Below are 26,565 nucleotides of genomic sequence, written 5' to 3'. Positions count from 1 at the left end.
GAACCATGTTTTCGATGCTACCGGATGTAGCCGCGCGTACGATTTTGCGCCCAATACAACAACGAGATGACAACATCATGATGAGTACATCCCGTACCCTGCCAGAGCGTTCTTTGCCGGAGCTAGTAGGGTGGGTCAGGCAGGAGGGGCTGGCGTTGAGCCTGCCAACCGACCGGCTGGCCTTTCTGATTGCAATCAAGACCCTGTCCGAAGATGAGTCGGACCTGTCGGAAGCGGCGCTGCACGATGCCTTTGGCTATGTCAGCAGCGCCTTCGGCCAGATGGACGAGACCCTCACCGGTCGCGCCAACAACGCCATCAACGATCTCATTCGCCAGCAGCTGCTGTCGCGCTTCAACACCGACATGGTGGCGGGGGAGAGCCTCTACCGCCTGTCGCGCCTGGGCGTGAGCATCGTCGACTTCTTTATGGATCAGCGTCAGGTTGACTCCATCAAGCTCTCCATCCTGCTCGAACACCTTGCTGCCGAGCTCGACACCGCCCGCAAGGCGGCGCTCGAGACCAACACCCGTGAACAGTGGGATGCCGAGGTGCTGCCGCGCCTCACCTTCTCGCTGGAAGAGACGCTGGGGCGCATCGATCTCACCCAGCGCGCCATGGATGAGCAGCAGAATCAGGTCAAGAGCGAAATCGCGGCCCTGCTGACCCAGAACTGGGTCGATGCCATTCACAGCTGCGAAAAGCTGCTGCACGAGACCGGCCAGACCCTGCGCGAGCTGCAGGATACCCTGGACGCTGCCGGCCACCGCCTGCAAGCGGGGCTGCTCAACATTCAGGAAGCGGCGCAGGGGCGCGACGATCTGTTCCACGTCGAGGAGCTGACTCACGCCTTGCAAGGTCGTCTTGACGTCATCACCAGCTGGGGTCAGCAGTGCATCGAGCTCTGGTCCCGCTACGACAGACATGTCCACAAATTTATCCGCAACGCCATCGACATGGACAAGAACCGTGCCTTCAGCCAGCGGCTGCGCGAGTCCATCCGCAATTTCGAGCAGCACAACTGGCAACTGCGGGTGGCCGAAGAGCCCCGTCTGCTGGAGCTGCGCGACGAAACCATCGCCATCCACGACGAGGAGGTGACCGGTGAGGTGCCCCTCGAGATGGAGTATGTCGAGATGGTGGACATCAACCAGGAGCTGGCCGAGCGTATCGAGCGCTATCTGGCCCGCTACCCCGAGCAGGGGCAACAGCTGGACTTGGCCGATGTGCTGCGGGAATACCTGCTGGACTACCCGGCTCATGCCCACTTCGATGTGGCGCGTCTTCTGATCGACCAGGCCGTGCGCCTGGGCCATGCCAGCGGCGAGCGCGAACTGCATCGCCAACCCGCATGGAAACCCATTAACCAAGCTGGATCCAAGGTTCAGGCCTATGTCATTGATCAATACTGAGTTTCCCTTGCCGCTGCGGCTCGCAGAGGCGATTGCCAACCCCTTGTTTCCGCGCATCGACACCGCCTTGCGCTCCGGTCGCCACATCAGTGCCGACGAGTTCGAGCAGCATTCGGCGCTGGTCGAATATCACAGCGAGCTGGAGATCTTCTACGGCCGCTATCAGGTGGAGCTGATCAAGGCGCCGGAAGGCTTCTTCTACCTGCGTCCGCGCCCGAGCTCCGACATCGGCACCACTGTGCTCTCCGAGCTCGATATGCTGGTGGGCAAGGTGCTCTGCTACCTCTACCTGAGCCCGGATCGTCTGGCTTCGGAAGGGGTATTCGCCATGGCCGAGCTGCAGGAAGAGGTGTTGAGCCTCGCCGACGAGAAGCAGCTGCTGCGGATGGTCAACAGCCGCTCCGGCGGTACCGATCTCGACAAGAAGAAGTTGCTCGAAAAGATCCGCACCTCCATGCGCCGTCTGCGCCGCCTTGGCATGATCACCGCTCTTGGCAACGGGGATAAATTCCGGGTCAACGAATCGGTGTTCCGTTTCGCCGCTGACGTGCGCTCCGATGAAGATCCGCGCGCCGTTCAGCTGCGGATGATCCAGGAGGGTGAAGCCATCTTCCACGACGACGAAATGCCGAGCAGCGACTCGCTCTTTGATGACATCGAGGCGGATCTCGATGAAGAACAACTGGATCTGGAGGTATAACCGGTGCGAGGCAAGTTCAAATCCCTGACCATGGTCAACTGGAACGGCTTCTTTGCCCGGACCTTCGATCTCGACCAGCTGGTCACTACCCTTTCCGGTGGCAACGGCGCGGGCAAGTCCACCACCATGGCGGCCTTTATCGCGGCGCTCATCCCCGACCAGTCACTACTCCATTTCCGCAATACCACGGAAGCGGGATCGAGCAGCGCCTCCCGTGACAAGGGGCTCTACGGCAAGCTGCAGCGCGGCCACTGCTATTCCCTGCTGGAAGTGATGAACAGCCGCGAACAGCGGATCTGGGTCGGCGTGCACCTCGAGCAGGTGGCCAACCGCGACAACAAGGTCAACATCACCCCGTTTGCGCTGGTGGATGTGCCGGAAAATCTGGCTCCGACCGATCTGCTGCTGGAGAAGCTTGATGGCGGCAAGGGGCGGGTACGCGCCTTCGCCGATCTGAAAGGGGCGGCCGCCGAGCTGGGGGCGCTGAAAGTCGCCAAATTCAATACGGTGACCGACTATCACAACTTCATGTTCGAGTTCGGCATCACCCCGAAGAAGCTGCGTGATCAAAAAGATCGCGGCAAGTTCTATCGCCTGATCGAAGCCTCCCTCTACGGCGGCATCTCCTCGTCTATCAGCCGTTCCCTGCGCGAATACCTGCTGCCGGAGAACTCCGGGGTGCGCAAGGCGTTTGCAGACATGGAGGCGGCCATCTATGAAAACCGCCGCACGCTGGAGGCCATCAAGGAGACCCAGGGTCAGCGGGATCTGTTCAAGAACCTGATCACCGAAACCACCCACTATGTGGCTGCCGACTATGTACGCAACGCCGCCGAGAAGAGTCGCCTCTCCGAGCTGGCCCTCAAGGCGCGTCAGGAGCTGGCCGACAAGCGCCGCATTCTGGCCGAAGAGAAACAGCGCGCTATCTATCTGGCCGACGAGGTGGAGCAGCTCACCAACCGCGAAAAACTGCTGACCGACGAGCTGGAGTCTGCCTCCGAGCATCTGGCCAAGGTGATGGCGGCTGTCAGCTTGCAGAAGAAGATCGAGATGTATCGCGCCGATCTGGCGGATCTCTCTGACAAACTCGAACAGCAGCAGGCGGTAGTGGAAGAGATCCACAGCCAGCTGCTGGAGGTGGAAGAGCGCAAGGAGTTGGCGCAGGCAGAAGTTGACAGCCTCAAGACCCAGCTGGCCGACTATCAGCAGGCGCTCGATATCCAGCAGACCCGCGCCATCCAGTACCGTCAGGCGGTGCAGGCGCTGGAGGCTGCCCGCGAGCAGTGCGAGCAGCCGGGGCTGACCGCCGAACAGGCGAGCGACACCCTGCATCAGTTCCGCGCCGCCGAGCAGAGCCTCACCAGCCGGGTGCTGGGGGCCGAACAGCAATTGGCGCTGGCCAAGGCGGCAGTGGCCGAGCACGAAGCGGCGCTGGCGCTGCTGCTCAGCATCGCTCCCGAAACAGTGCGCGAGGCCGCCTGGCCCACTGCGCAGGCGTTGCTCAAGCGTCACATCGAAGACAAGGCCCGTATTGCCCAGGGGCAGGGGCTGCGCGCCGCGTTGGCTCGCCTCGAGAAAGAGAGCGAAAGCCAGAAGAGTCTCTTCAAGCTGCGTGACGAGCTGCAGCAGGCCTCTGGCCAGCTGATTGCCAGCAGCGATGAGCTGGAGATCTTCCTCGAAGCCCAGCGCACCCGTCAGGAGGAGCTCTCCGAGCAGCAGGCAGAGGTGAACCAGCGCCGCGCCAGCCTCGAGCATCAGGGCACCCAGCTGGGTCGCGATATCAGCGATCTCACCAAGCTGGCGCCGCGCTGGCTGAAATCCTTTGAAAAACTCGAGCAGCTGCGCGAGCAGAGCGGTCTGCCGCTGACTACCGCCGAAGAGCTTTCGGCCGGTATGCAGACAGTGCTCGACAAGGAGCGCGAGTTCGAGCAGGAGAGCAACCGCATCGCTGCGCAGAAACAGGTGCTGGAGCTGCAAATTCGCAACCTGCAGCTGGGTGCTGGCGAGGCGGATCCCCGTCTTGCCCGCATCGCCGAGCAGGTGGGGGGCGTACTGCTCTCCGATGTCTATGACGACATCTCCATCGATGATGCCCCTTACTACTCCGCGCTCTACGGCCCGGCTCGCAGCGCCCTGGTGGTGCTCGACCTTGAGGGTGCCATCGAGCGGTTGAAAAAGCTGGAAGATTGCCCGGAAGATATCTACCTGATTCAGGGCAACCCCGACTCTTTTGATGAGGATCTGGTGGAAGCGGACGAGCTGGGGGACGCCGTGCTGGTGCGCACCAGCAAGCGTCAGGTGCGCTTCTCCCGCTATCCCGAGCTGCCGCTGTTTGGTCGCGCCGCCCGGGAAAAACGGATCGAGCAGCTCGACCTTGAGCGCGAAGGGCTCATCGAGGGTTACGCCAAGGCTGCCTTCGAGCAGCAGAAGTACCACCGTCTCTACGGTCACTTCCGCGACTTTATTGGCCAGCATCTGGATATCGCCTTCCGCCCCGACCCCGAAGCCGAAGTGCAGGCCAAACAGGCCGAACTGCGCGCGCTGCAAGGGACCATCGGTGAGTGCGACAAGCAGCTGGCCGAGGCCAAAGCGGCCGGCGCCCAGCTGACTCGCCATATCCAGCTGGTGCAGGGGATGCTGCCCTTTGCCCACCTGTTTGCCGAGGCTGATTTGGCGGCCCGCCTCGAGGCGGCTCACGCCGATGTGGAAGCGCTAAAACAGGCCGAAGCCTTTATCGCCAAACACGGCAAGTCGCTGGAAAAACTGGAAACCATGGTGCAGGTGCTGCGTCAGGATCCGCAGGATCTTGCGGCGCTGCAGGCAGCTTACGATGAGGTGAGCGACCTGTTGGCCGAGCAGAAGCGCCGTTGCTACGCCCTCGATCAGCTGGTGGCCCGCCTGCCGCACTTTGCCTATCAGGATGCGCAAGACCTGCTGGGCAAGGCGTCCGAAATGAGCGAGCGACTTAAAGAGAAGCTGAAAGCGGCTGAGCTGGCGGCCCGCACCGCTGGCGAGCAGCACAAGCAGATTGCCCTGCGCCACACCGAGGCGTTGCAGCTGCGCACTGCCCTTAACTCCAGCGTCGAGGCCAAGCGCCAGACCCTGACCGAGTTCGAGCAGGAGCTGGCGGCCATGGGCCTGACCCTCTCCGACGATATGGAAGAGAAGGCGCGCGCCCACAAGAAAGAGATTGAAGAGCTGCTGATCCGCACCCGTTCCCGTCGCACCAGCGCCGAGGCCCAGTTGCAGGTCACCAAGCGGGAGATCGAATCCCTCGGTGGTCGTCTCAAGCTGGAAGGCAAGGATTACTACAGCGCCCGTAAATCTCTGGTGGGCCACAAGGCGAGCTGGTCGCGGGTGGTGCGGCTGGCGCGGGAGACCGACGTCGAGAAGCGCCTCAACAAGCGCGAGCTGGCGTACCTCGACGGCGACGAGCTGCGCTCCATGTCGGACAAGGCCCTCGGCGCCCTGCGGGTGGCGGTGGCGCACGATGAGGCCCTGCGCGATGCGCTGCGTCTCTCCGAGGGCAACCGCAGCACCGAGCAGAAAGTCGCCTTCTACGTGCAGGTCTACCGTTATCTCAAGGATCGCATCCGCAACGACATCATCCGCTCCGATGATCCGGTTGAGGCGATCGAGGAGATGGAGATCGAGCTGGCTCGTCTGGCTGACGAGCTCAAGCAGCGGGAAACCCATCTGTCGCTCTCCTCTCACGAGGTGGCGGCCAAGATCACCAACATCATCCGCCGCGAGCAGAACCGCATCCGGGTGCTCAACCAGGGCTTGCAGAACATCGCCTTCGGTCTGGTGCGCGGGGTGCGCCTCAACGTCAATATCCGCGAGGCCCACACCCGTCTGCTGACGGCGCTGGCCGATCAAACCGCCATGCACAACGATCTGTTCGCCGACAAGGAGCTCAGCTTCTCCGAGGCGATGGCCAAGCTGTTCCAGCGCCTGAACCCGCAGATCGAGCAGGGGGATCGCAGCTATCAGGTGATGGGCGACGTGCTGCTCGACTATCGCAACTATCTGGAGCTGGAGATCGAGGTGCAGCGCGGTGCCGACGGCTGGCTGCGTGCCGAGAGCGGCGCGCTCTCCACCGGCGAGGCGATCGGTACCGGTCAGGCCATCCTCTTGATGGTACTGATCAGCTGGGAGGAGGAGTCCCGCCGTCTGCGCGGCAAGGATATCGCCCCCTGCCGTCTGTTGTTCCTCGACGAAGCGGCCCGTCTGGATGGCAAGTCCATCGCCACCCTGTTCGAGCTGTGCGAGCGGCAGGATATGCAGCTGCTTATCGCGGCGCCCGAGAACATCAGCCCCGAGAAGGGAACCACCTACAAGCTCATCCGCAAGGTGCAGGGCAAGCACGAGCATGTGCATGTGGTGGGTCTGCGCGGTTTCGGCTTTGCCGACGACAAGCTGATCGCCTGACTCTGATGGGCAAATAGCAAAAGAAAAGGGAGGCATTCGCCTCCCTTTTTATTGGAAAAATATGGCAAAGTAGCGGCGCTGCCTGTGATGGGATAAGGCTGCGGATGAACGGGCTTTGCCCGGTTCTGGTTAAGTACCCCTCTTGTTGTGCTGCGTTGCGGACGCAGATCGGAGGGTGTTTGCGTGCTCTTGTTGGCAAACGAGAGCAGTGAAGTGGCACCTTGATTGTCTCTTGGGTGCAACAGTTGTGATTTAAAGCTAGTGTTTATTGCAACAATCGCGGTGACCACTGCGTTGGCAACCGGGCTGGGCCCCATGATGGCAAGGGGCCGCCTACATTGCGGTGGCTTGCCGGTATGGGGAGAATCTCCCCGTTACTGCGATGCGTTATGTTCTGTCGGCTATCTATCCGGCAAGGTGAGCGAGGAGAAGTAGATGCGCGGCATCGGGAGAGAGGGAGTGGTGCAATCGGCCTGCAAAGGGGGGCTGTTGCTTGTCTGCCTGCTGCTGGCAGCCTGTAGCAGCCGTTATGACGAGAGCCACGGCGGCAGCTGGCGCGGCTATAGCGAGACCGGTTATGCCAGCTATTATGCCGACCGCTATCACGGTAAAAAGACCGCCAGCGGCGAGCGCTATCGCAACAACCTCAACAGCGCCGCCCATATGGAATTGCCCTTCGGCTCCATGGTGCGGGTCACCAACCTCGCCAACGGCAAGAGCGTGGTAGTCAAGGTCAATGATCGTGGCGCCTTTAAAAGGGGGCGTATTATCGATCTCTCCAAATCTGCGTTTAGCACCATCGGCAATATTCGTGACGGGATTATCAATGTAAAAATAGAGGTGCTCTAGCAGTCCACTTGTTCAGTGGCGTGAACAGAGTGTCCATTCTGAATGGCTATATCCTGCAAGTCTGCCCTCTTACACTGCTCCGTATCCAAGAGGTACACCCAATCGAAATACTTGAATGATTGATCTTATAACGGAGCAGATGAAGATGAATGAAGAGAAACTGGTGTCCATCGCAGTGCTTAAAGCTAGAGCCGGTATGAGGGAGCAGCTGCGCCGGGAGTTGATCAAGCTTATTGAGCCTACTCGGCACGAACCGGGTAACTTGGACTATGTGCTGTTTGAATTGCGGGATGAGCCAGGCACCTTTTACATGCGTGAGGCATTCGTCAGCCAAGCCGCGTTGGATAGCCATTGTCAGACTGACTATTTTCAGGCCTTTGCCGCTCAGGCTGAGTCTCTGCTTGCAGAGCCACTGCAGCTTATTTTCCTAGATGAGGTCAGCTACTCTTAATCCATTCGGGCCAGGGCGCCCGATTTTTTATTCATATCTCAAGTGCGAGATAAGATGCGTTTCAAGCAAGTTATCACGCCAGTCTTTTGCCAGCCTGCATCTACTAATCCTCTGATTTTTAGTTACTCTCTCCTGGTTATATCCAAGATGTTTTCATCTTCCTGTTAACGGATAAGATATCCAAATGAGGATTTGGTTTGGGCTCAAGTTCAGTGGTAGTGGTATAACCTGCTATTGCAGGAAGGCATACCAAACGATGGTGCTGACCATCAGCGCGTCGATATGAGGTGGGCAGGGAGAACGAGAATGGGTATTGAGCTTGTAGATGTACCGCAAAGTGAATTTGAGCAGGTCTTTACTGCCGTGAAACAGGGGATTTTTCCCTATGTTGAGTCGCTCTTTGGCTGGGATGACCTATTTCAACGCGACCGACTAACCAGCTCATATCGGCCGCAATGGTTTTCGTGGATCCTGCATGGGGGAGAGCGCATTGGTCTGTTATGTAGCAAGCCATATGAGGATGCCCAGCATGTTCATCTGCTGATCATTTTCCCTCAGTATCAGGGGCGGCAGCTTGGCGCTGCCGTGATGGAACGGTTGCATCAGGAGGCTGAGCGTGAGGGGAAATGCCGGGTCACCTTGTCCAGCTTCACAGAGAACCATGGGGCGATACGGTTTTATGAGCGCCTCGGTTACAACGTGGTCGAAGAGGATCAGGCGTTTGTCTCCATGTCCCGGCCGTTGGGCTGTGACCTCGGATTGAAAAAAGTGGTTAATGGAGAGTTGTGATGGCGATTTTGAATATTTTGACGGCTCCCGATCCCAGGTTGAGGATAAAGGCCGAGCGAGTTGAGGATATCGCTGCCGTACAGGGGCTGATCGATGACATGCTGGCAACCCTGTATGCGACGGAAAACGGGATTGGTTTGGCCGCTACTCAAGTCGGGCGTAAAGAGGCAGTCGTTATTATCGACTTGTCCGAGAGCAGGGGTCAGCCGCTGGTTTTGATTAATCCACAAGTGATAAGCGGTACTGAAAAGGTGCTTGGACAAGAGGGCTGTCTCTCCGTGCCGGATTATTATGCGGATGTCGAGCGTTACAGCTCGGTGGTGGTATCTGCACTGGATCGAAAAGGCAATCCGATCACCATCGAGAGCAGCGATTTTTTGGCCATTGTCATGCAGCATGAAATTGATCATCTGGATGGCAACTTGTTCATTGATTACCTGTCACCGCTCAAGCGGCAGATGGCACACAAACGCGTTAAAAAATCTCTCAAGTCCGCCAGCTAATGTCTGCGGATAGCGGCTGGCCGTTTTAGTTATGTGAAGAGCAGGCAGAATGAAAGTGGCAAGATGGAATGTCAGGGCACTGTTTGGCCGCAATAGCAATGAGGTGCGGGGACGTTATGGGCTGAAGGCCCTGCTGTTGCTGGGAACATTGTGGGCCGCACTCCCCGTATCAGCCGATGAAGAGCAGCTGCCGGCCGAATATCGCCCCTTTGTACAGCAGTTGGTCGATGCGGCTGAAGCCCGGGATCATCAGGCCCTTGCCAATCAAATGAAATACCCCTTCAAGCAGGAGTATCCCATTCCCGCCATCAAAACCCCGGCGGAGATGCTGACCCGTTTCGACGAGGTATTTGATGACGTCATTTTAACAAGCATCGCTACCTCCCGGGTCGGGCAGGATTGGCAGACCATGGGGTGGCGCGGCATCATGCTGGGCAGTGGCGAGGTCTGGATGGATTTTGATGGCAAGGTGATCGGTATCAATCATCAGACGGCGCAGGCCGCCAAATTGAAAGCCGAGCTTATCGCCAGGCAGAAAAGTGGTCTGCATCCCAGTGTGCGAGAGTACAAGAGCCCCGCGCTGATGTGGCAGACCGAGAAATTTACCATCCGCATCGACGAGCTGGACGATGGCCACTATCGCTACGCCTCCTGGGCCAAGGGCAAGACGCTCGCTGACAAGCCGGATCTGGTGCTGAAAAATGGCACCGTCAGGGTGGAGGGGACGGGGGGCAATCATACCTATCTGTTCACGAGTGGACCCTATCGCTACGAGTGCGTCGTCACCGTATTGGGTGAGCGAGGCGTGCCACCGGGTGAGCTGGTGGTCTATAAAGACGACGTCGAGATAGTGCACCAACCGGTGATCAAGGTGCTGTGACAGCAAATCCACATAAAGAGAGATCAAAGAGCGGCCAGGTGCCGCTCTTTTGCTTTCACACACAGAGGGATGAGCTGCGCTAGCTTTGCGGCACCCTGACCCCTTTATCGAGATAGAGGCTGCTGTAGTTGGCCCTGTGGGTGACAAACATCACCTGATGGCGGCTACCGTCGGAGAGGATAAGGAAATCGCCCGCCTGGGCAGGGCTTTGCAAGGAGACCTCCTGCTCAGGGGCGGTCAGGCGGTCGACATCATCCTTGAAGGTGAGGGTGTAAGAGAACATATGGCGCTCCACTGCTGGCTCATATCAAACACTCCGTTGAAGGTAGTTGTTGGCAAGGGGGCGCGCGGCGCCCGATTGGCGCTGTTAGACCAAATAGCGGTGATGAGAACGTGCGTGGTTTCAGCTGGGTTGTTCTGCTGAGTTGCGCTTGAGGCGTTTACATCAAGGTCATTGGTATCAAAACGGTGGTAAAGGGGCGAAAAGGAGGATGAAAAAACCGCCTTTTGGCGGTTTCTCTTATGCGATGGGCCCTACTTCAGGGCCTTCTTCAGCTTCTTGATCTTGCCTTCATGCTTGGCAATTTTCTCAAGACGAGCGGCGATCTTCTTTTTGATCTCTTTCTTGCTTGCTTTGGCCATCGGTGGCGCTCCTTTGCAGTGGGGACACATCAGGTGTCAGTGTGGGTCTTCCCTTTGACGTCCCAGAGTGCCACAGGGCTCCTTTGTGAACCAGCACTCTGTTGCTTTAATAGCCAGCTCGCTATAACTGCAAGGGGCTGAGCCAGCGCAGCAGTTGCTGGCCAACCTGCGGGCTGCTGAGCAGGGCCATATGACTGGTGCGATAGACGATCAGGGTATGGGCGGGCAGAAAAGCCAGCTGATGGCGCGCTTCGTTGTGCTGGCCGAGGGCGCTGCGTAGCGGCACCAGTCCATCGCCAATCAGCCGGTCGGCCAGCAGGCTGCGCTTGGCGGCAGTGGTCGCGGCAATGGCATAACAGTTGACGCTGCAGGGCAAGGGGAGTGGGACGCGGGGATCGCGCAAGGGCGCGGCGGGGTCGGGTTGGGCCACTTCATCGATCACCTTGCCGTGGCGCAGATCCTTGATGCCTGCACTGCGCAGCCGCGCCAGTCTGACGAAGGGTTCGCTGTAGGCGGTGGCGGGCAGCAACTGTTCCAGCCAGTGACCTGCATGTTCGAGCGGTGCGCCGTGGTGTGGTGTGCCGAGAAATATCAGGTTGGTAAGGTGCGCAGGCCAGGTGAGCCCGGCCACGCCGGCATGGTGGCAGGCGCTGCGGGCAACCAGTCCGCCCATGCTGTAGCCCATTATCGTTATCTCTTTGAGCTCTCCCGGCCAGTGGGCGAACAGCTGCTCCAGCAACAGAGCAAGTAGCTGCCCGTTTCGTGCAATGGACAGGCCCGAGTTATAGCGCAGGTAAAGAGCCTGATAGCCAAGCGCGTTGGCAAGTTGCTCCCCGTGATTGACCGGCTTGCCTTGATGCTCGGTCTGCCACTGCAGATCGTTCATGCAGAGTCCATGGATCATCAGCAGCACCCGTCCCTCGCGGGGTAGATCCTCAGGTATCGCCTGCCAATCGAGGGGCTTGCCCTGATAGCGCAAGGTCATGGGGGGGGCGAGAGCATTGTGGTGTTCGACCAGCTTGTCCCCCAACACGCCGTTGAGCGTGGCAATCAGGGCCGCACGTTTCGGGGTTTCGGGGATCTGGTGGGGCGGCGGTGTGGCTGGCAGGCGGCTGAGTAGTTGGTTGATGCCGCTGCCCAGGGTGTTGGCGGCGCCATATACCCCCTTGTAGACCAGCCCGGTGATCCCCGCTGTTTTTCCCTCATCCCGTCCCTTGAGTCCCATACCGCTCAGTACCGCTTGATGTACCGCTTCGGTGATCTCTACCGCGGCGGGCAGCGCCAGAGTCAGCAGGTGCGCCAGCTCGCGGATATCCGAAAGATGCCAGGAAGAGGATGGCGAGGGGTCTGTGGCGTCGGTCATGGCAAGCCCTTGTGGAAGCGGGGGTCGCGTTGTCGTGCTGCGAAGAGCGCAGCGTATCTCTATATCAAACCAGCTTGCGCCCTTTGTGGCGGGTTTACCAGTAACGGGCCATGCATGGCGGGGCTGATAAGAACCGCTTGCGAAGCCGGTCACGGTAATGACAGGGAAAATCACCTCTACTTCGTCATATGAAGCCACATGGAGAGGTGATGATGTCGCTGTTTGATGAGGTGCGGGTACAGAATTTGTGTGCACGGTTGTTCGATAGCCAGAACGGAAAGGGCTGCTCCCTTGAGAGTCGGCATGGTAGGGAGCTGAAGGATCTGTTGCAGGCAGTGGCCGGGATCAAGCCGGTTGGTCGAGGTTCTCATTATGTGTTGACCGACGCGGGGCGGACTTATCTGACCGGACAACTGGCACGGGCAGAGCACACCGAACTGAACAAGGGTGAGCTGCTGCAACGTCTGGGAGTGAGATTGCCTGCACGGCTCAATCAGGCCTGCTTTTATGCCCTCTGGCATGGGGACAGCAAGCATCCGCGATCAGCCCCCCTTACAGCGCCACAGCTTGCGAACTTGGCGCTCACGCAGGATGAGGTGATCCGCATCCGTACCCTCGAACCGCTCTCACTGGTCGATCAGCAGGGTCAGCAGCACGATATGACGGCAATGATGGCGCTGCTGGGGGAATTGGCGTTGCCGGAGCGGACTCTGGGCACGCTGGCGACCATCGGCTGGCAAGGGGAGCGGGTCATTACGGTGGAGAACAAGGGGGCCTTTGTCGACTACCCGCTGCAACCCGGGCAACTGCTGCTTTTTGCCCCCGGTCGCAATACCACCCTGGCCAAACAGCTGATCCCGCTGCTGCCTGCGGGCGTGCAGTGGGCACATTTTGGCGATCTCGATCAACGGGGTATCGATATTGCCGTCGAGCTGGCGCGCGAGCTAAATCGACCGGCCATGCTCTGGCTTCCCTGTGAGCTGCAACCTTATCTGGATCATTACGCCCGTCCGGTACGCACCTTTGCGACGGACAGTGGCAAGGTGCCCTGGCGTGTGACGATGCAGGCTGATCAGGTCGATGGTCATGGCACGCTGGCAGGCGTTCCCTGGCTCGATAAACTGATCACAGACGGGACTTGGCTGGAGCAGGAGGTATTGATTCTGGCCCCTCACTGGCGGAGCTGGTCATTGGACGCGATGGGCAATCAGGGGTGAAACGGGGAGCCCGCGCTCCCCGTCATTTCGTGGTCAGCTGCTTACTTGGCGTTGATGGGCCCCTTGGTGCCGGCATCATTATCGACCCAGCCATCTTCACCCTTGATGCGGCGATCCCCCTGAATGGTGTAGATGACCATGCCATCCTTGAACACCAGCGCGCTATCGGATTTCTTGGCATTGACCTTCTTGTCGTTGACCCACACCTGATCCTTGCCATCGATGCGGATATTGGCCACGGTGGCGCCGGTTTGGGGGAAGGTGGCGATCCAGTTGCCCGCATAGGGGCTGGCGCTGGTTGCCGCGGCCGGAGCATTGCCAACACCGGTAGCCGCGTTCTCAGCCTTGGTTTTGTTGATATCGCAGCCATTGAGCTCGCTCACCTGAGTGCAACCCGAGCGCTCCAGCTTCTGCTCATAGCTCAGATTCAGACCGCCCTCCGCCGCAGGGGCAGCCGTGCCAAATCCCGCCTTGGCATTTTCCGCTTTGGTTTTGTGAATGTCACAGCCCTGCGCCTCGGTAACCTGGGTACAACCGGATCGCTCCAGTTGCTCGGCATATTTGGCGCTGATGGCGTGGGCTGGGGCTATACCGAGCAGGGTCAGGGTGATGAGCAGAGCGGCATTCCTGGACATAGATAATCCCTCAAAGATGTAAGTCATGCAGGTTCTTCCGCGCAGTTGCGGCAGTGAACGTCGGGCTCTTCTGAGCATCCGAGACAGATGCGCAGCTGGCGTATTCACGTTAGCACCTTGGGCCAACCGCGCCCAGCGATGTGGCCGGAAGATAAGGCGAGAGGCGATACGGGAGTGCAGGGGAAGCGAGATAGCAGCAGTGTCAACGCTGGAGAGATCATTCCAAGAGAAAAGGTGTTGCGGGCATTATCATAATGATAACAACAGCCCCGTCGATATCATTTCAGCCCCTGAAACTGACCTTTGATGATAATTCTCACCGATGCCGAGATATCGCCTCTGATTATTATCACCCAGCTATTTTATCGCTTGGCCACCCTATCCATCCTTTTATGGAATAAACCGCTGAAATAGCCACTGATTTTGTGGGTGGCATCACACACTTTCGTCATTTATTAATATCTGCCTGCATTTTATTGGTTTGGCACGGTTATTGATTGCCTCATATCGACGCTAACCGACGCGCTCACCCACAACCGGGATGCTGGTGACATCGTGAGTGAAAGGGGAGCTATCCATATCTCATCCAATGATTGGGGCGAACGATGAAAGCAGTTAACGAATTAATCAAAGAGATCAGAGCACTCAAATCCAACCTGCATGAAAAAGATTTTCTGCTGACCTGGGAGCAAACGCCTCAGGAGCTGGAGCTGGTATTGAAACTGGCCGAATCCCTCAAGACCCTGCGCGCCGAAAATATCTGCACCAAACTGTTTAACAGCGGGCTCGGTATCTCGGTTTTCCGCGATAACTCCACCCGAACCCGCTTCTCTTACGCCTCTGCGCTGAACCTGCTCGGTCTGGCCCAGCAGGATCTGGATGAGGGCAAATCCCAGATCGCCCATGGCGAAACCGTCCGTGAAACCGCCAACATGATCTCGTTTTGCGCCGATGCCATCGGGATCCGTGACGACATGTTCCTCGGTGCCGGCAACGCCTATATGCGCGAAGTGGGCGCCGCACTGGATGAAGGGTTCGAGAAGGGAGTGCTGCCCCAGCGTCCGGCGCTGGTCAACCTGCAGTGCGACATTGATCACCCGACCCAGTCGATGGCTGATCTCGCCTGGTTACAGGAGCACTTCGGTAGTCTGGAGAGCCTCAAGGGCAAGAAGATTGCGATGACCTGGGCCTACTCCCCCAGCTACGGCAAGCCGCTCTCCGTGCCCCAGGGCATCATTGGTCTGATGACCCGTTTCGGTATGGACGTGACCCTGGCCCACCCGGAAGGGTATGACCTGATCCCGGATGTGATCGAAGTGGCCAAAGAGAACGCCAAGGCCTCCGGCGGCAGCTTCCGTCAGGTCACCTCCATGGAAGAGGCTTTCAAGGATGCGGATATCGTCTATCCCAAGTCCTGGGCCCCCTACAAGGTGATGGAGCAGCGCACCGAGTTGCTGCGCGCCAATGATCACGCCGGCCTCAAGGAGCTGGAGAAACACTGCCTTGAGCAGAACGCCAAGCACAAGGATTGGCACTGCACCGAGGAGATGATGAAGCTCACCAAGGGGGGCGAGGCGCTCTATATGCACTGCCTGCCGGCCGATATTTCCGGCGTCTCCTGCAAAGAGGGCGAAGTGACCGAAGGGGTATTCGAGAAATACCGTATCGCCACTTACAAAGAGGCGAGCTGGAAGCCCTATATTATCGCCGCCATGATCATGGCCCGTAAATTTTCCGCCCCGGCAGAAACTCTGGAAAATCTGATTAAAGAGGCGCAAAAGCGGGTGAAATAAATAACGGCAGGGCAGGGTGAATATTCATCCTGCCCATACTGTCGAATTCATTATTTCGAGTTTTCTCCCCGTGGTATCTGAATAACGGATCTCCCGGCGAGGCAGCTCTTTGTCAGGTAACGCCTAGTGAGGTAAGCATGTCCCAATTTTCGCTGAAGATGGATATTGCCGATAACCGCTTTTTTACCGCCGAGCCATCTCCGCTGTTTTCTCGCGCCGAAGCACAAAAGGCTCGCGCTTTTCATAAAAAACTGGCCGGTTATGAACCGACCCCATTGTGCGACCTGAAAGATCTGGCCGCCTATATCGGGGTGAAAAATATATTGGTCAAGGACGAGTCAAAGCGCTTTGGCCTCAACGCCTTCAAGATGCTGGGTGGCGTTTATGCCATCGCCAACTTGCTCTGTGAAAAGTACGGGGTGGCCATCGAGGATTTTTCCTTCGATCTCATCAAACGCACCATCAAGGAGCCGATGACATTCGCCACCACCACAGATGGCAACCACGGTCGTGGCGTTGCCTGGGCCGCCAAGCAGGTGGGTCAGCATGCGGTGGTCTACATGCCCAAGGGCTCGGCCCAGGAGCGGGTTGACCACATCCTCAATCTCGGTGCCGAGTGCATCGTCACCGACATGAACTATGACGACACCGTGCGCCTAACCATGAAGATGGCCGAAGAGCGCGGCTGGCACATAGTGCAGGACACCGCCTGGGAGGGCTACACCAAGATCCCGACTTGGATCATGCAGGGTTACTCCACCCTGGCCGACGAAGCGGTCGAGCAGATGCAGGCCATGGGCATCAAGCAGCCGACCCACGTGTTGCTGCAGGCTGGCGTTGGTGCGCTGGCGGGCGGTGTGCTCGGTTATCTGGTGGACTGCTTCGGGGCGAAAAACCTGCACAGTATCGTGGTCGAACCGGATCAGGCCGACTGCATCTACCGCTCCGGTGTGGCGGGGGAGATGGTCAACGTGGGGGGCGACATGCGCACCATCATGGCCGGTCTCGCCTGCGGTGAACCCAATCCGCTCGGCTGGCCGCTGCTCAGAAGCTGCACCACCCAGTTCATCTCCTGTCACGACAAGGTGTCGGCATTGGGCATGAGAGTGCTCGGCAACCCCCTTGGCAATGATCCGCGCATCATCTCCGGTGAGTCCGGCTCGGTCGGTACCGGCGTGCTGGCGGCAGTACGTCACCACCCGGATCGCGCGGCGCTGATGGCGCGCCTCGGGCTAAGTCGCGACTCCGTGGTGCTGATCATCAACACCGAAGGGGACACCGATGTGACCCACTACCGGGAAGTGGTGTGGGAAGGCAAGCATCCTGCCTGCGATTAACCCCGGCTGTGAGTAATCCCTGCGAGAGCAGAGACACGAATTGAAGCATTGATCGCGCCTCGCCAACGGGGTGCGGTAACGGGCACAGGGCGCTGCCGACGAACAGGCCGCGCACTCTCAGTTGTTATGGAGAATCACAATGAGCAAGCAAATTCCGTTTGAAATGGTGTTGGAGAAGGCCTACCAGTACAAGGCCGAGATGAGTCAGTTCCTGCGCGATATGATCGCCATCCCGAGCGAGAGCTGCGATGAAGAGCGCGTCGTGCTGCGCATCAAGCAGGAGATGGAGAAGGTTGGTTTCGACAAGGTCGAGATTGACCCCATGGGTAACGTGCTGGGTTATATCGGCCACGGCCCGCACCTGATCGCCATGGATGCCCACATCGATACCGTGGGTGTCGGCAACCGCGCCAACTGGACCTTTGACCCCTATGAGGGGATGGAAGATCACGAGATCATCGGTGGCCGCGGTGCATCTGACCAAGAAGGCGGCATGGCCTCCATGGTCTACGCGGGCAAGATCATCAAGGATCTGGGGTTGGAAGATCAGTACACCCTGCTGGTGACCGGTACCGTGCAGGAGGAGGACTGCGACGGTCTCTGCTGGCAGTACATCATCGAGCAGAGCAAGATCCGCCCCGAGTTCGTTGTCAGTACCGAGCCCACCGACTGCCAGATCTACCGTGGCCAACGCGGCCGCATGGAGATCCGTGTGGAAGTGCAGGGGGTGAGCTGCCACGGCTCCGCGCCGGAGCGCGGTGACAACGCCATCTTCAAGATGGGCCCGATCCTCGGTGAATTGCAGGAGCTGAGCCAAAACCTTGGCAACGATGACTTCCTCGGCAAGGGCACCCTGACCGTCTCCGAGATCTTCTTCACTTCGCCAAGCCGCTGCGCCGTGGCGGACAGCTGCGCCGTCTCCATCGACCGTCGTCTGACCTGGGGCGAGACCTGGCAAGGTGCGCTCGACGAGATCCGTGCCCTGCCTGCGGTGCAAGCCGCCGGTGCCGAGGTCTCCATGTATCAGTACGACCGTCCGGCCTACACCGGTCTGGTCTACCCGACCGAGTGCTACTTCCCGACCTGGAAGGTGGAAGAGGATCACATCACCGTTAAAACCCTCTCCAAGGCTTATCGCGAGCTGTTCAACAAGGAGCCGGTGGTGGACAAGTGGACCTTCTCGACTAACGGGGTCTCCATCATGGGTCGCCACGGTATTCCGGTCATCGGTTTTGGCCCGGGTAAAGAGCCGGAGGCCCACGCACCGAACGAGAAGACCTGGAAAGAGCATCTGGTCAAGTGCGCCGCCATGTACGCCGTGATCCCCATGCTCTATCTGGCCGAGCTGGACAAGTAAGGGGTCTGCCGGGTGGTGACTCTCATCACCGCCCGGCTGTTGCAAGTGTGGCAAGTGCCCCGTCTCCATTGAGGCGGGGCTTTGCTGTTTGAAGTGATGTTCGAGGTGGTGGGAATGAAACGGCTGATCAAAAACGGTGTGCTGGTCGATGCGCAGGGGGAATATCGTCAGGATCTGCTGATCGAGAACGGGGTGATCCGCACGCGCGCCGCCGCTATCCAGCCCGATGGCGAGACCGAAGTGATCGATGCCAGCGGCTGCTACGTGATGCCGGGCGGTATCGATGTCCACACCCACTTCAACATTGATGCCGGGATTGCCCGCAGTTGCGATGACTTTTTCAGCGGTACCCGTGCCGCCGCCTGTGGTGGCACCACCACCATCATCGATCACATGGGATTTGGCCCGGCGGGGTGCAACCTGCATCACCAGCTGGCCCGCTATCACGACTACGCCGCCGATCAGGCGGTGATCGACTACAGCTTTCACGGCGTGATCCAGCATGTGGATGACGCCATCCTCCACGAGATGGCCGCCATGGTGCAGGAGGAGGGGATCAGCAGCTTCAAGCTCTACCTCACCTACCAGTACAAGCTGGGGGACCATGACGTGCTGCGCGCCCTGGCCCGCCTCAAGGAGGTGGGGGCGCTCGCCACCGTCCATCCCGAGAACGATGCCGCCATCGCGGCGCGACGTGCGACCCTATTGGCCGCTGGCCATCATGAGCCCTGGTATCACCCGCAAAGCCGCCCATTGGAGTGCGAGGCGGAGGCGGTGGCCCGGATGATCAATCTGGCGGGGCTCGCTGGCAATGCGCCGCTCTATATCGTCCACCTCTCCAACGGACTGGGGCTGGAGTATCTGAAATTGGCGCGCCGTCAGGGCCAGCCAGTCTGGGTGGAGACCTGTCCGCAATATCTGCTTTTGGATGATTCCTGCTACTACCGGGAGAACGGGGTCGACTATCTGCTCAGCCCGCCGCTGCGCTCGCGCCGCGAGCAGGACAAGCTGTGGGTCGGTATCGCTGCGGGTGACATTGACACGGTGGCGACCGATCACTGCAACTTCTCCCACGCCCAGCGCATGACCTTGTCAGGTGGCGATTTCAGCCGCTGCCCCAACGGCTTGCCCGGGGTCGAGAACCGGATGCTGCTGCTGTTTGCCCACGGGGTATTGGGCGGGCGCATCTCGCCGTCCCGCTTTGTAGCTCTCACCAGCGCCAACCCGGCGCGCCTGTTTGGCCTCTGGCCGCGCAAGGGCAGCCTGCAACCGGGGTCTGACGCTGATCTGGTGCTGATGGATCCCCGCGGTGACACCGTGATTTCTCACCCACTGCTGCATGACAACGGCGACTACAGCCCCTACGAGGGGATGCACTGCTCGGGCCGGATCAGGATGACCCTCAGTCGTGGCGAGATAGTCGCTCGCGATGGCGAGTTTCTGGGGCGGCGTGGTCACGGCCGTTTTCTGGCCAGAGCGCCCTTTGATCCGGCCTTGGCGCCGGAGCTGCACTCGCCTTGCCCCACAGTGGCTGGCTGACAATCCGTTCGAAACACGCAGAGCAGCAAGGTTATGTGAACAACGAAAGGTGGGCCGGTATCGCGCCGGCTTGCCCCATCACTGGAGATAACAAAATGAAACAGAGAATCGTACTGGCCCTTGGTGGCAATGCGCTGGGCAACAACCTGCCCGAGCAGATGAAGGCGGTGCAGAGCACGGCGGGCACCATTGCCGACCTGATCGCCCAGGGGCATGAGGTGGTGGTGACCCACGGCAACGGCCCGCAGGTGGGGATGATCCAGCAGGCGTTCGAGGTGGCGGCCCGTCATGACTCCAAGGCGCCCCATCTGCCCATGTCGGTCTGCGTGGCCCTGAGTCAGGGTTATATCGGTTATGACCTGCAAAACGCCCTGCGCGAAGCCCTGCTGGAGCGCGGCATCCACAAGCCGGTCGCCACTCTGGTGACCCAGGTGGAGGTAGATAAAAACGATCCCGCCTTCCTTGACCCGAGCAAACCCATCGGCGGTTTCTTCAGCAAGGAAGAGGCCGAGGCGCTGATGGCCAAGGGCGAGCGGCTCAAAGAGGATGCCGGTCGCGGCTATCGCCGGGTAGTGGCATCCCCCAAACCCGTCGATATCATCGAGAAAGAGACCGTCTCAGCGATGCTGGCCGCCGGTCAGGTGGTGATCACCGTCGGTGGCGGCGGCATTCCGGTGCTGCGGGAGGGCAATCACCTGCGCGGTGCCAGTGCGGTGATCGACAAGGATTGGGCCAGTGCCAAGCTGGCGGAACTGATTGACGCCGACATGCTGATCATCCTTACCGCGGTAGAGAAAGTGGCCATCAACTTCGGCAAACCCGATGTGCAGTGGCTCGATCAGCTGAGCGTCGGAGATGCCCAGTGTTTTATCGAGCAGGGGCAGTTTGCCAAGGGATCCATGCTGCCCAAGGTGGAGGCGGCACTCTCATTCGCGACCTCCATGCCGGGGCGCAAATCCCTGATCACCTTGCTGGAGAAGGCCGCCGACGGCATTGCTGGCAAGACGGGAACCCTTATCAGCCGCTAGGCGTTCCAGCTCGGACTGAGTGTGATCGCGGGGGCCGTCGGCCCCCTTGTTCATTTTGGGGCAGTCATGGTCAGCGGAGGATGAGCGGCGTAAGATGGCCGCCTTCAAGCGCGGGCAAGACGTCGAGAGCTGACCCGGCGCAATGAGTGACAAGAGGTGAGTAACAAGCAAATGAGCGGAAAGATCAATATGGCGGCGCTGGGGGGACTCGTCCTGCTCACCGCCATCTGGAGTTACAGCTGGATCGTGATGAAGCAGGTGATGCTCTACGCGGGGGCCTTCGAGTTCACCGCCCTGCGCTGTCTGTGCGGTTCATTGGTGTTGTTGCTGGTGCTGGCCCTGCGTGGCCGCCGTTATCTCAAGCCCACCCCGTTTCGCTATACCCTGGCCATCGCCCTGTTCCAGACTTGTGGCATGGTGGGGCTGGCCCAGTGGGCGCTGATCAGCGGCGGGGCGGGCAAGGTGGCCATTCTGAGTTACACCATGCCGTTTTGGGTGGTGATCTTCGCGGCGCTCTTTCTCGGCGAGCGGATGCGCAAGCTCCACTATCTGGCTGTCGGGGTGGCGGCCTGCGGCCTGCTGTTGGTGATCCAGCCCTGGTTGCTGCATCTTGAATCCCTCAAGAGTGCCCTCTTGGCAATCCTCTCCGGCATCTGCTGGGGGATCAGCGCCATCATCGCCAAGGGGATGTATGCCCGCCATCCCGGGGTGGATCTGATGTCCCTCACCACCTGGCAGATGATCTACGCAACCATAGTGATGGCGCTGGTGGCGGCTCTGGTGCCGGAGCGCCCCATCGACTGGCAGCCCTACGTGATGGGGGCGCTGGCCTATAGCGCCATCTTCGCCACCGCCATCGCCTGGAGTCTCTGGCTGTTCGTACTGAAAAAACTGCCAGCGGGTATCGCCAGCCTCAGCACCCTGGCGGTGCCGGTGACCGGTGTGCTGCTCTCCTGGTGGCTGCTGGGCGAAAATCCGGGGCCGGTGGAAGGGAGCGGCATCGCCCTTATCGTGCTGGCGCTTCTCGTCATCAGTCGCAAGGGCAAGCGCTCCGTGGTGTCGGTGGCGGGGGAAACCCGTATCAAGCACGGTTGAGTGGTGACTGGGCTGCCAGTGGCACGATAAACAGCACTCAAAAGAGCCCGCGACAGGGGACCAGCCCCTCGTTACAATGGCGTGGTCTGACTGTGCTGGAGCACAGGTATCTGATTTATTGTGATTATTTCAACGAACCTAACGGCAAGGATGAGACCGTATGATGACGCTGGTGTGGTTGGCTGTAGGCCTGGTGTGTCTGGTGGTGGGGGCCGAATCTCTGGTGCGGGGCGCATCTCGCCTCGCCACCATGATGGGGATATCGCCACTGGTGGTGGGATTGACCATAGTGGCCTTTGGGACCAGTGCTCCCGAGCTGGCGGTGAGCATCCAGTCTGGCCTCGAGGGGCAGGCAGGGATAGCGGTGGGGAACGTGGTCGGCAGCAATATCTTTAACGTGCTGTTTATTTTAGGTATTTCGGCACTGATCGTACCGTTGACCGTCTCCCAGCAACTGGTACGTCTCGACGTTCCCCTGATGATAGTGGTCTCTTTTCTGGTGTTGTTGCTGGGCTACGATGGCCGTATTGCGCCACTGGAAGGGGCGCTGCTGTTTGCCGGCATCATCGCCTACACCGTGTTTCTCTTTGTCCAGAGTCGACGGGAAAACAAAGCGGTGCAGGCGGAGTACGAGCAGGAGTTTGGTACCCGTGAAGCGAGTACGGCGGGCAACTGGTTGCGCAATCTGCTCTTTATTGCCGCAGGTCTGGGTCTGCTGATCCTCGGCTCCCGTCTGCTGGTTGGCAGTGCGGTTGAGATTGCCCACTACTTCGGGGTGAGCGATCTGATCATCGGCTTGACCATAGTGGCGGCCGGTACCTCCTTGCCCGAAGTGGTGACCTCCATCGTCGCAGCCCTGCGCGGGGAGCGGGATATCGCTGTGGGGAACGTGGTGGGCAGTAATATCTTCAATATCCTCTGCGTGCTGGGGCTCACCTCCATCGTCACTCCCGGTGGGCTTGAAGTGTCGGCCACCGCCCTTCAGTTCGATATTCCGGTAATGATTGCGGTGGCGCTTGCCTGCCTGCCCATCTTCTTTACCGGTTACACCATCGCCCGCTGGGAAGGGGCCCTGTTTCTGGCCTACTACATCGGCTACACCTGCTGGCTGATCCTCCACGCCACATCCAGTCCGCTGCAAGGTCAGTTCAGTGCAGCGCTAACCGGTTTTGTGTTGCCGCTCACCGCCATCACTCTGGTTGTGCTGGCGGTGCGAGCCTGGCGATTGCAACGAACCCGGTCGTGAGGCAGGTTCTCCTGATGTAAAGGAGCTGCATCAACCGACAGGCCGAAAAAAGCCCCACCATCATGGCGGGGCTTTTGGCTTGGTGAGGGGACGCGAAGAGCCGTTATCGGCGCTGGGCCAGATGCATCATGGCCTCCAGCACGGCGCCGCCGATGGCGCGGGCCTTGTCGGATACCGTAGTGGCGTCGGCCCGCTCGCCTCTGGGGTCGATGTCACCGATCTTGAAGCCGACGGTCACCTCGATGCCATCGCTGAGCAGACCTCGCACCATGCCGGAGAGCGGCGCGATAATGGGGGCGTCCCCCACGTGAGCGATCACATCCCCCTCCTGCACCAGATCACCGAGCTTGATAATGCTCTTCATCACTCCGGCGACGGGGGCGCGCACCACCCGGCGGGCGGAGTGCCCCTCGATCACCCCGGGAATGCCGGTATTGGGCTGGGCAGGGCCCTGATAGATGACCCGGCCCAGATGGTGGCCACGGTTGGTCTCAATGACCGCATCGCAGTCGCGCCCCGCCTCAAACCCCGGGCCAAGGGCCACCGTAATGGGGGCCATCTCCTTGTGAGTGCCGAGATTTTGCTTGGCGAGGATGGCATCCACCAGATAGCGGGGCTTGAGCTCGGCAAGGGTGGCGCAGTCGGGGTCAACCAGCAGCGGAATGACGCCCCGATCCAGCTGCTCGAACGCCTGTTCGACGCTCTCGACCCGCTTGGCACGCACTCCCTCGACCCTTGTTTCACCGTCGAACATCCCCTGAGCGAAGGCGACAGTGCGGCGGATCACCGTGGGTTTGTCGAGATCCAGCATTACCACCTTGAAACCGGCATTGTGCAGGCGCAGCGCCACCCCGGTGGCGATATCGCCTGAGCCACGCATCACCACCAGCTGATCCCGCTTGAGGCGCACATCGTCCTGCATCAGACCACCCGCTTTGCCGTTTTTCACCTGCAGCAGCTCGGCGAGGATGCTGATGGCGATCTCTTCGGGGGTTTCGGCTCCGATGTTATAACCGATGGGGGCGTGCAGCTGCTGCAGTTGGGTCTGGCTCACCCCTTGCTGGCGCAGCGCCTGGGTGAAGGTCTGCACCTTGCGCTTGCTGGCGAGCAGTCCCAGATAGGCGAGGGGGCGATTGATGAGCCGCTCCAGCGCCTCCTTGTCCTGATGGTTGGTGGCGATGATAACGAAGTTGGCGGGCTCGATGGCCAGTGCTTCGATCACCGCGCTGATGGTATCAGCCTGTTTGAGGTGAGTGCCGACGGGGAAGTGATCGGGGTTGAGGCTCCCTTCAAAACAGTCGCCCACATGGATATCAAAACCCAGTGGCGCCGCAGCATGGGCCAGCGCCCGGTTGACGTGACCGGCACCAATGAGCACCAGCCGTGGCCGCAGGCCATAGACATCGATATAGACCGACATGGCGCCACCACAGTCCGACCCGACCGCATGTTCGCCGTTGCGGGCCATCCGGCCGTGGAAGATGCGCGGCTTGCGCTCGGCAATGGCGGCCATCGCTTCCTCGATCACCAGCCGCTCGATCATGCCGCCGCCGATGGTGCCGAGGATCTGGCCATCGGCCATCACCAGCATCTGGGCCTGATGGCGGGGGGTGGAGCCACGGCTCTCGATGATCTGGGCAATGGCAAAGGGAATGTTCTCCTGTTCCAGTCGGGCTGCGTGTGCAAACAGATTCATAAGGTACCTCTTCTTATCCTTAAACCATCATGGGCGAGGCGGCTGAGCCTCATCCTGAGCGAAGTAACCGAGTGCGTGGCGAATGGGCTGTGGCTCGCGAACCGCCCCCTGCCAGACGGCATAGATCTCGGGGTGGCGGCTATGCAGCTTTATCAATTCATCGAGCCACGACGCCTCATTTTGATAATCCCCATTGATAAACCAGATCCGGCGCGCCCTGGCCGGGGTGCCCTTGAACAGTCCCTCGGGGTGGGAGAGCAGCTGGTGAAACAGGGCCCAGTCGAGGGGGTCACCGGCCTCTATCCCGCACAGGGCCTGAAGCTCTGCCCAGCGGTGGATCTGCTGCGGGTCGGCCTTGGCCCCCACCATGGCGCCGCCTGTCAGGGCGATCACCCAATCACTGCTCTGGGGAATGCAAGGTTCGTGCAAAGCGGGCACTTTCAATAACTTGTGATTGGCGCCATCCGCTTCGACCAGGATCAGATCGAAGCGCTGCTGCCCCTTGATGAGATCAATCTGCTGGGGTGTGGGGCCCGCCACCTTGCCGCTGGCCTGATCGATATGGCTGAACAGGGCGACCAGAGTCGGCTCATCGGGCAGTTGCTGACAGCGGGTCAGTTGGCGGACGGGATCGGCTTCCAGGATCAATTCCCGATAGTGTGACGGGGCAGGCAGAAACATCCTGGTGGTGGTGGTAATTAGCACCCTTTTACCCTGTTGATAAAAATATTCCGCCAGCCAGAACAGGGTGCTGGTTTTTCCGCCGGCCCCGCAGAGGCTAATTAAGGTGGTATGGCTATCAATATTTTTGGTGAGCGGGTTTAATAGCGGATCTATATCTAGAAATGCGACAGCAACAACGTGTGGGTGCGACATAATGACGACCAAAATAAATATCGAAGGGAGTGGAAAACAACGTTGCCAGGAACAAGTGCAGTGTGACTGTATAATAACGGCGGCGGGTTTATCTTCCCGAATGGGTACCTGGAAAATGATGCTACCTTATTGCCAGGGGACAATGCTTGATGCAAGTCTCAAAAATGCCCTGGCTTTTTGTCAGCGGGTTATTCTGGTGGTGGGCCATCGTGGCGAGGAGCTTCAAGCCCGCTACGGATCACGGCCGGATATTGTTGTCGTCCACAATCCCGACTATCGGCAGGGGCTGGGCAGCTCCATCCGCTGCGCCCTGGCGGCCAGTGACGCTGACTACCTCTTTATCAGCCACGGGGATCTCCCCTGTATCCCGCGCGAGGTCTATCAACAGCTCTGGCAGGCACAGGGCTGTGAGACACTCTTTCCCACCTGGCAGGGGGAGGCTGGCCATCCGGTGTTGCTGCCAAAATCCCTTGCCCGCGAGTTGGCTGCGGCCCCGGTGCAGTCGTCGGTACGGCGCTGGTTGCAAGGGCATCCACACCGTATGGTGCCAGTTGACAGCCCCGCTATCCTGTTTGATGTGGATACCCCGGAGCGCTATCAGGCGCTGCTGGGTGGCATTCTTGAAAATGAGAGCGAGCCCACGAAACAACCCAGTTTAAAAAGATAACGGGGAGATAAATGGCGTATCAAAGTGATATTTCTCGCACTTGATCTGATAGGGCTAGT

22 protein-coding genes are annotated in these 26,565 nt (G+C 59.6%); 17 read left to right on the top strand and 5 right to left on the bottom strand.

The genetic code is table 11. The features are described 5' to 3' along the window. Nucleotides 1–77: 77 nt before the first annotated feature. The 8 genes from mukF to G5253_RS06210 all read left to right on the top strand — a co-directional run bounded on the left by mukF (nucleotide 78) and on the right by G5253_RS06210 (nucleotide 10,015). Nucleotides 78–1,412: a chromosome partition protein MukF gene (gene mukF, locus G5253_RS06245; RefSeq protein ID WP_005345760.1), complete on the top strand. Its 1,335-nt coding sequence runs from the start codon at nucleotides 78–80 to the stop codon at nucleotides 1,410–1,412. After that, entirely contained in the window at nucleotides 1,393–2,112 is a 720-nt protein-coding gene (gene mukE, locus G5253_RS06240) for a chromosome partition protein MukE (protein ID WP_005345759.1), read from the top strand. Before mukF ends, mukE begins: the two co-directional genes overlap by 20 nt. A 3-nt stretch (nucleotides 2,113–2,115) precedes the next feature. Then, nucleotides 2,116–6,543 (top strand): chromosome partition protein MukB, encoded by a 4,428-nt coding sequence (mukB, locus tag G5253_RS06235; RefSeq protein ID WP_266134701.1) that lies wholly within the window; start codon nucleotides 2,116–2,118, stop codon nucleotides 6,541–6,543. A gap of 435 nt (nucleotides 6,544–6,978) precedes the next feature. Then, entirely contained in the window at nucleotides 6,979–7,392 is a 414-nt protein-coding gene (locus tag G5253_RS06230) for a septal ring lytic transglycosylase RlpA family protein (protein ID WP_266134700.1), read from the top strand. A 139-nt stretch (nucleotides 7,393–7,531) separates the two neighbouring features. Beyond that, entirely contained in the window at nucleotides 7,532–7,843 is a 312-nt protein-coding gene (locus G5253_RS06225) for a putative quinol monooxygenase (RefSeq protein ID WP_129503961.1), read from the top strand. Between the two features lie 306 nt (nucleotides 7,844–8,149). Continuing rightward, nucleotides 8,150–8,632, top strand: coding sequence for a GNAT family N-acetyltransferase (locus tag G5253_RS06220; protein ID WP_266134699.1), 483 nt, complete (start codon nucleotides 8,150–8,152; stop codon nucleotides 8,630–8,632). Further along, on the top strand, nucleotides 8,632–9,135 hold the full coding sequence (gene def, locus G5253_RS06215; protein ID WP_266134698.1) for a peptide deformylase: 504 nt from the start codon (nucleotides 8,632–8,634) through the stop codon (nucleotides 9,133–9,135). Before G5253_RS06220 ends, def begins: the two co-directional genes overlap by 1 nt. Nucleotides 9,136–9,184: 49 nt before the next feature. Further along, entirely contained in the window at nucleotides 9,185–10,015 is an 831-nt protein-coding gene (locus tag G5253_RS06210) for a hypothetical protein (RefSeq protein ID WP_266134697.1), read from the top strand. 79 nt (nucleotides 10,016–10,094) lie between these two features. Here G5253_RS06210 and G5253_RS06205 read toward each other — a convergent pair whose 3' ends face one another. After that, complete coding sequence (locus tag G5253_RS06205; RefSeq protein WP_033113256.1) at nucleotides 10,095–10,298, bottom strand: hypothetical protein; 204 nt, start codon at nucleotides 10,296–10,298, stop codon at nucleotides 10,095–10,097. A 480-nt stretch (nucleotides 10,299–10,778) separates the two neighbouring features. Further along, entirely contained in the window at nucleotides 10,779–12,020 is a 1,242-nt protein-coding gene (locus tag G5253_RS06200) for an esterase/lipase family protein (protein ID WP_266134696.1), read from the bottom strand. A 212-nt stretch (nucleotides 12,021–12,232) separates the two neighbouring features. On the opposite strand from G5253_RS06200, the gene G5253_RS06195 reads away from it, so the two are divergent. After that, nucleotides 12,233–13,237, top strand: a complete 1,005-nt coding sequence (locus tag G5253_RS06195; protein WP_266134712.1) for a Wadjet anti-phage system protein JetD domain-containing protein — start codon at nucleotides 12,233–12,235, stop codon at nucleotides 13,235–13,237. A gap of 41 nt (nucleotides 13,238–13,278) precedes the next feature. Here G5253_RS06195 and G5253_RS06190 read toward each other — a convergent pair whose 3' ends face one another. Next, a complete protein-coding gene (locus G5253_RS06190; RefSeq protein ID WP_266134695.1) occupies nucleotides 13,279–13,872 on the bottom strand; it encodes a hypothetical protein in 594 nt (197 codons plus the stop codon). Between the two features lie 605 nt (nucleotides 13,873–14,477). Here G5253_RS06190 and ygeW point away from each other — a divergent pair. The 7 genes from ygeW (at nucleotide 14,478) to G5253_RS06155 (ending at nucleotide 23,267) form a co-directional block, all read left to right on the top strand. After that, a complete protein-coding gene (ygeW, locus tag G5253_RS06185) occupies nucleotides 14,478–15,665 on the top strand; it encodes a knotted carbamoyltransferase YgeW (protein WP_005336811.1) in 1,188 nt (395 codons plus the stop codon). Between the two features lie 137 nt (nucleotides 15,666–15,802). Further along, on the top strand, nucleotides 15,803–17,002 hold the full coding sequence (dpaL, locus tag G5253_RS06180) for a diaminopropionate ammonia-lyase (RefSeq protein WP_216953638.1): 1,200 nt from the start codon (nucleotides 15,803–15,805) through the stop codon (nucleotides 17,000–17,002). Nucleotides 17,003–17,141: 139 nt separating this feature from the next. Then, the gene (locus tag G5253_RS06175; RefSeq protein ID WP_160881302.1) at nucleotides 17,142–18,359 is read left to right on the top strand and encodes a YgeY family selenium metabolism-linked hydrolase; all 1,218 of its coding nucleotides are present in this window, start codon (nucleotides 17,142–17,144) and stop codon (nucleotides 18,357–18,359) included. A gap of 114 nt (nucleotides 18,360–18,473) precedes the next feature. Beyond that, on the top strand, nucleotides 18,474–19,898 hold the full coding sequence (gene hydA / locus G5253_RS06170) for a dihydropyrimidinase (protein ID WP_266134694.1): 1,425 nt from the start codon (nucleotides 18,474–18,476) through the stop codon (nucleotides 19,896–19,898). A gap of 95 nt (nucleotides 19,899–19,993) precedes the next feature. Then, nucleotides 19,994–20,926, top strand: a complete 933-nt coding sequence (gene arcC / locus G5253_RS06165) for a carbamate kinase (protein WP_266134693.1) — start codon at nucleotides 19,994–19,996, stop codon at nucleotides 20,924–20,926. Nucleotides 20,927–21,097: 171 nt separating this feature from the next. Next, nucleotides 21,098–22,021 (top strand): DMT family transporter, encoded by a 924-nt coding sequence (locus tag G5253_RS06160; protein WP_266134692.1) that lies wholly within the window; start codon nucleotides 21,098–21,100, stop codon nucleotides 22,019–22,021. Nucleotides 22,022–22,181: 160 nt separating this feature from the next. After that, nucleotides 22,182–23,267 carry a calcium/sodium antiporter gene (locus G5253_RS06155; protein ID WP_151285962.1) on the top strand — a complete coding sequence of 362 codons (1,086 nt, stop codon included), beginning with the start codon at nucleotides 22,182–22,184 and terminating at the stop codon, nucleotides 23,265–23,267. Nucleotides 23,268–23,370: 103 nt separating this feature from the next. Here G5253_RS06155 and yqeB read toward each other — a convergent pair whose 3' ends face one another. Both yqeB and yqeC read right to left on the bottom strand, forming a co-directional pair. Then, nucleotides 23,371–24,963, bottom strand: coding sequence for a selenium-dependent molybdenum cofactor biosynthesis protein YqeB (gene yqeB, locus G5253_RS06150; protein ID WP_266134691.1), 1,593 nt, complete (start codon nucleotides 24,961–24,963; stop codon nucleotides 23,371–23,373). A 27-nt stretch (nucleotides 24,964–24,990) separates the two neighbouring features. Beyond that, nucleotides 24,991–25,839, bottom strand: coding sequence for a selenium cofactor biosynthesis protein YqeC (yqeC, locus tag G5253_RS06145; protein ID WP_266134690.1), 849 nt, complete (start codon nucleotides 25,837–25,839; stop codon nucleotides 24,991–24,993). 1 nt (nucleotide 25,840) lies between these two features. Between yqeC and mocA the strand changes: the two genes are divergently transcribed. Further along, on the top strand, nucleotides 25,841–26,506 hold the full coding sequence (gene mocA / locus G5253_RS06140) for a molybdenum cofactor cytidylyltransferase (RefSeq protein ID WP_266134689.1): 666 nt from the start codon (nucleotides 25,841–25,843) through the stop codon (nucleotides 26,504–26,506). Nucleotides 26,507–26,565 lie beyond the last annotated feature (59 nt).

Source organism: Aeromonas sp. 602658, from assembly GCF_049173005.1.
Classification (GTDB): domain Bacteria; phylum Pseudomonadota; class Gammaproteobacteria; order Enterobacterales; family Aeromonadaceae; genus Aeromonas; species Aeromonas veronii_A.
Note: the sequence above shows the minus strand (reverse complement) of the source record. Positions and strands in the feature narration are given on the sequence as shown.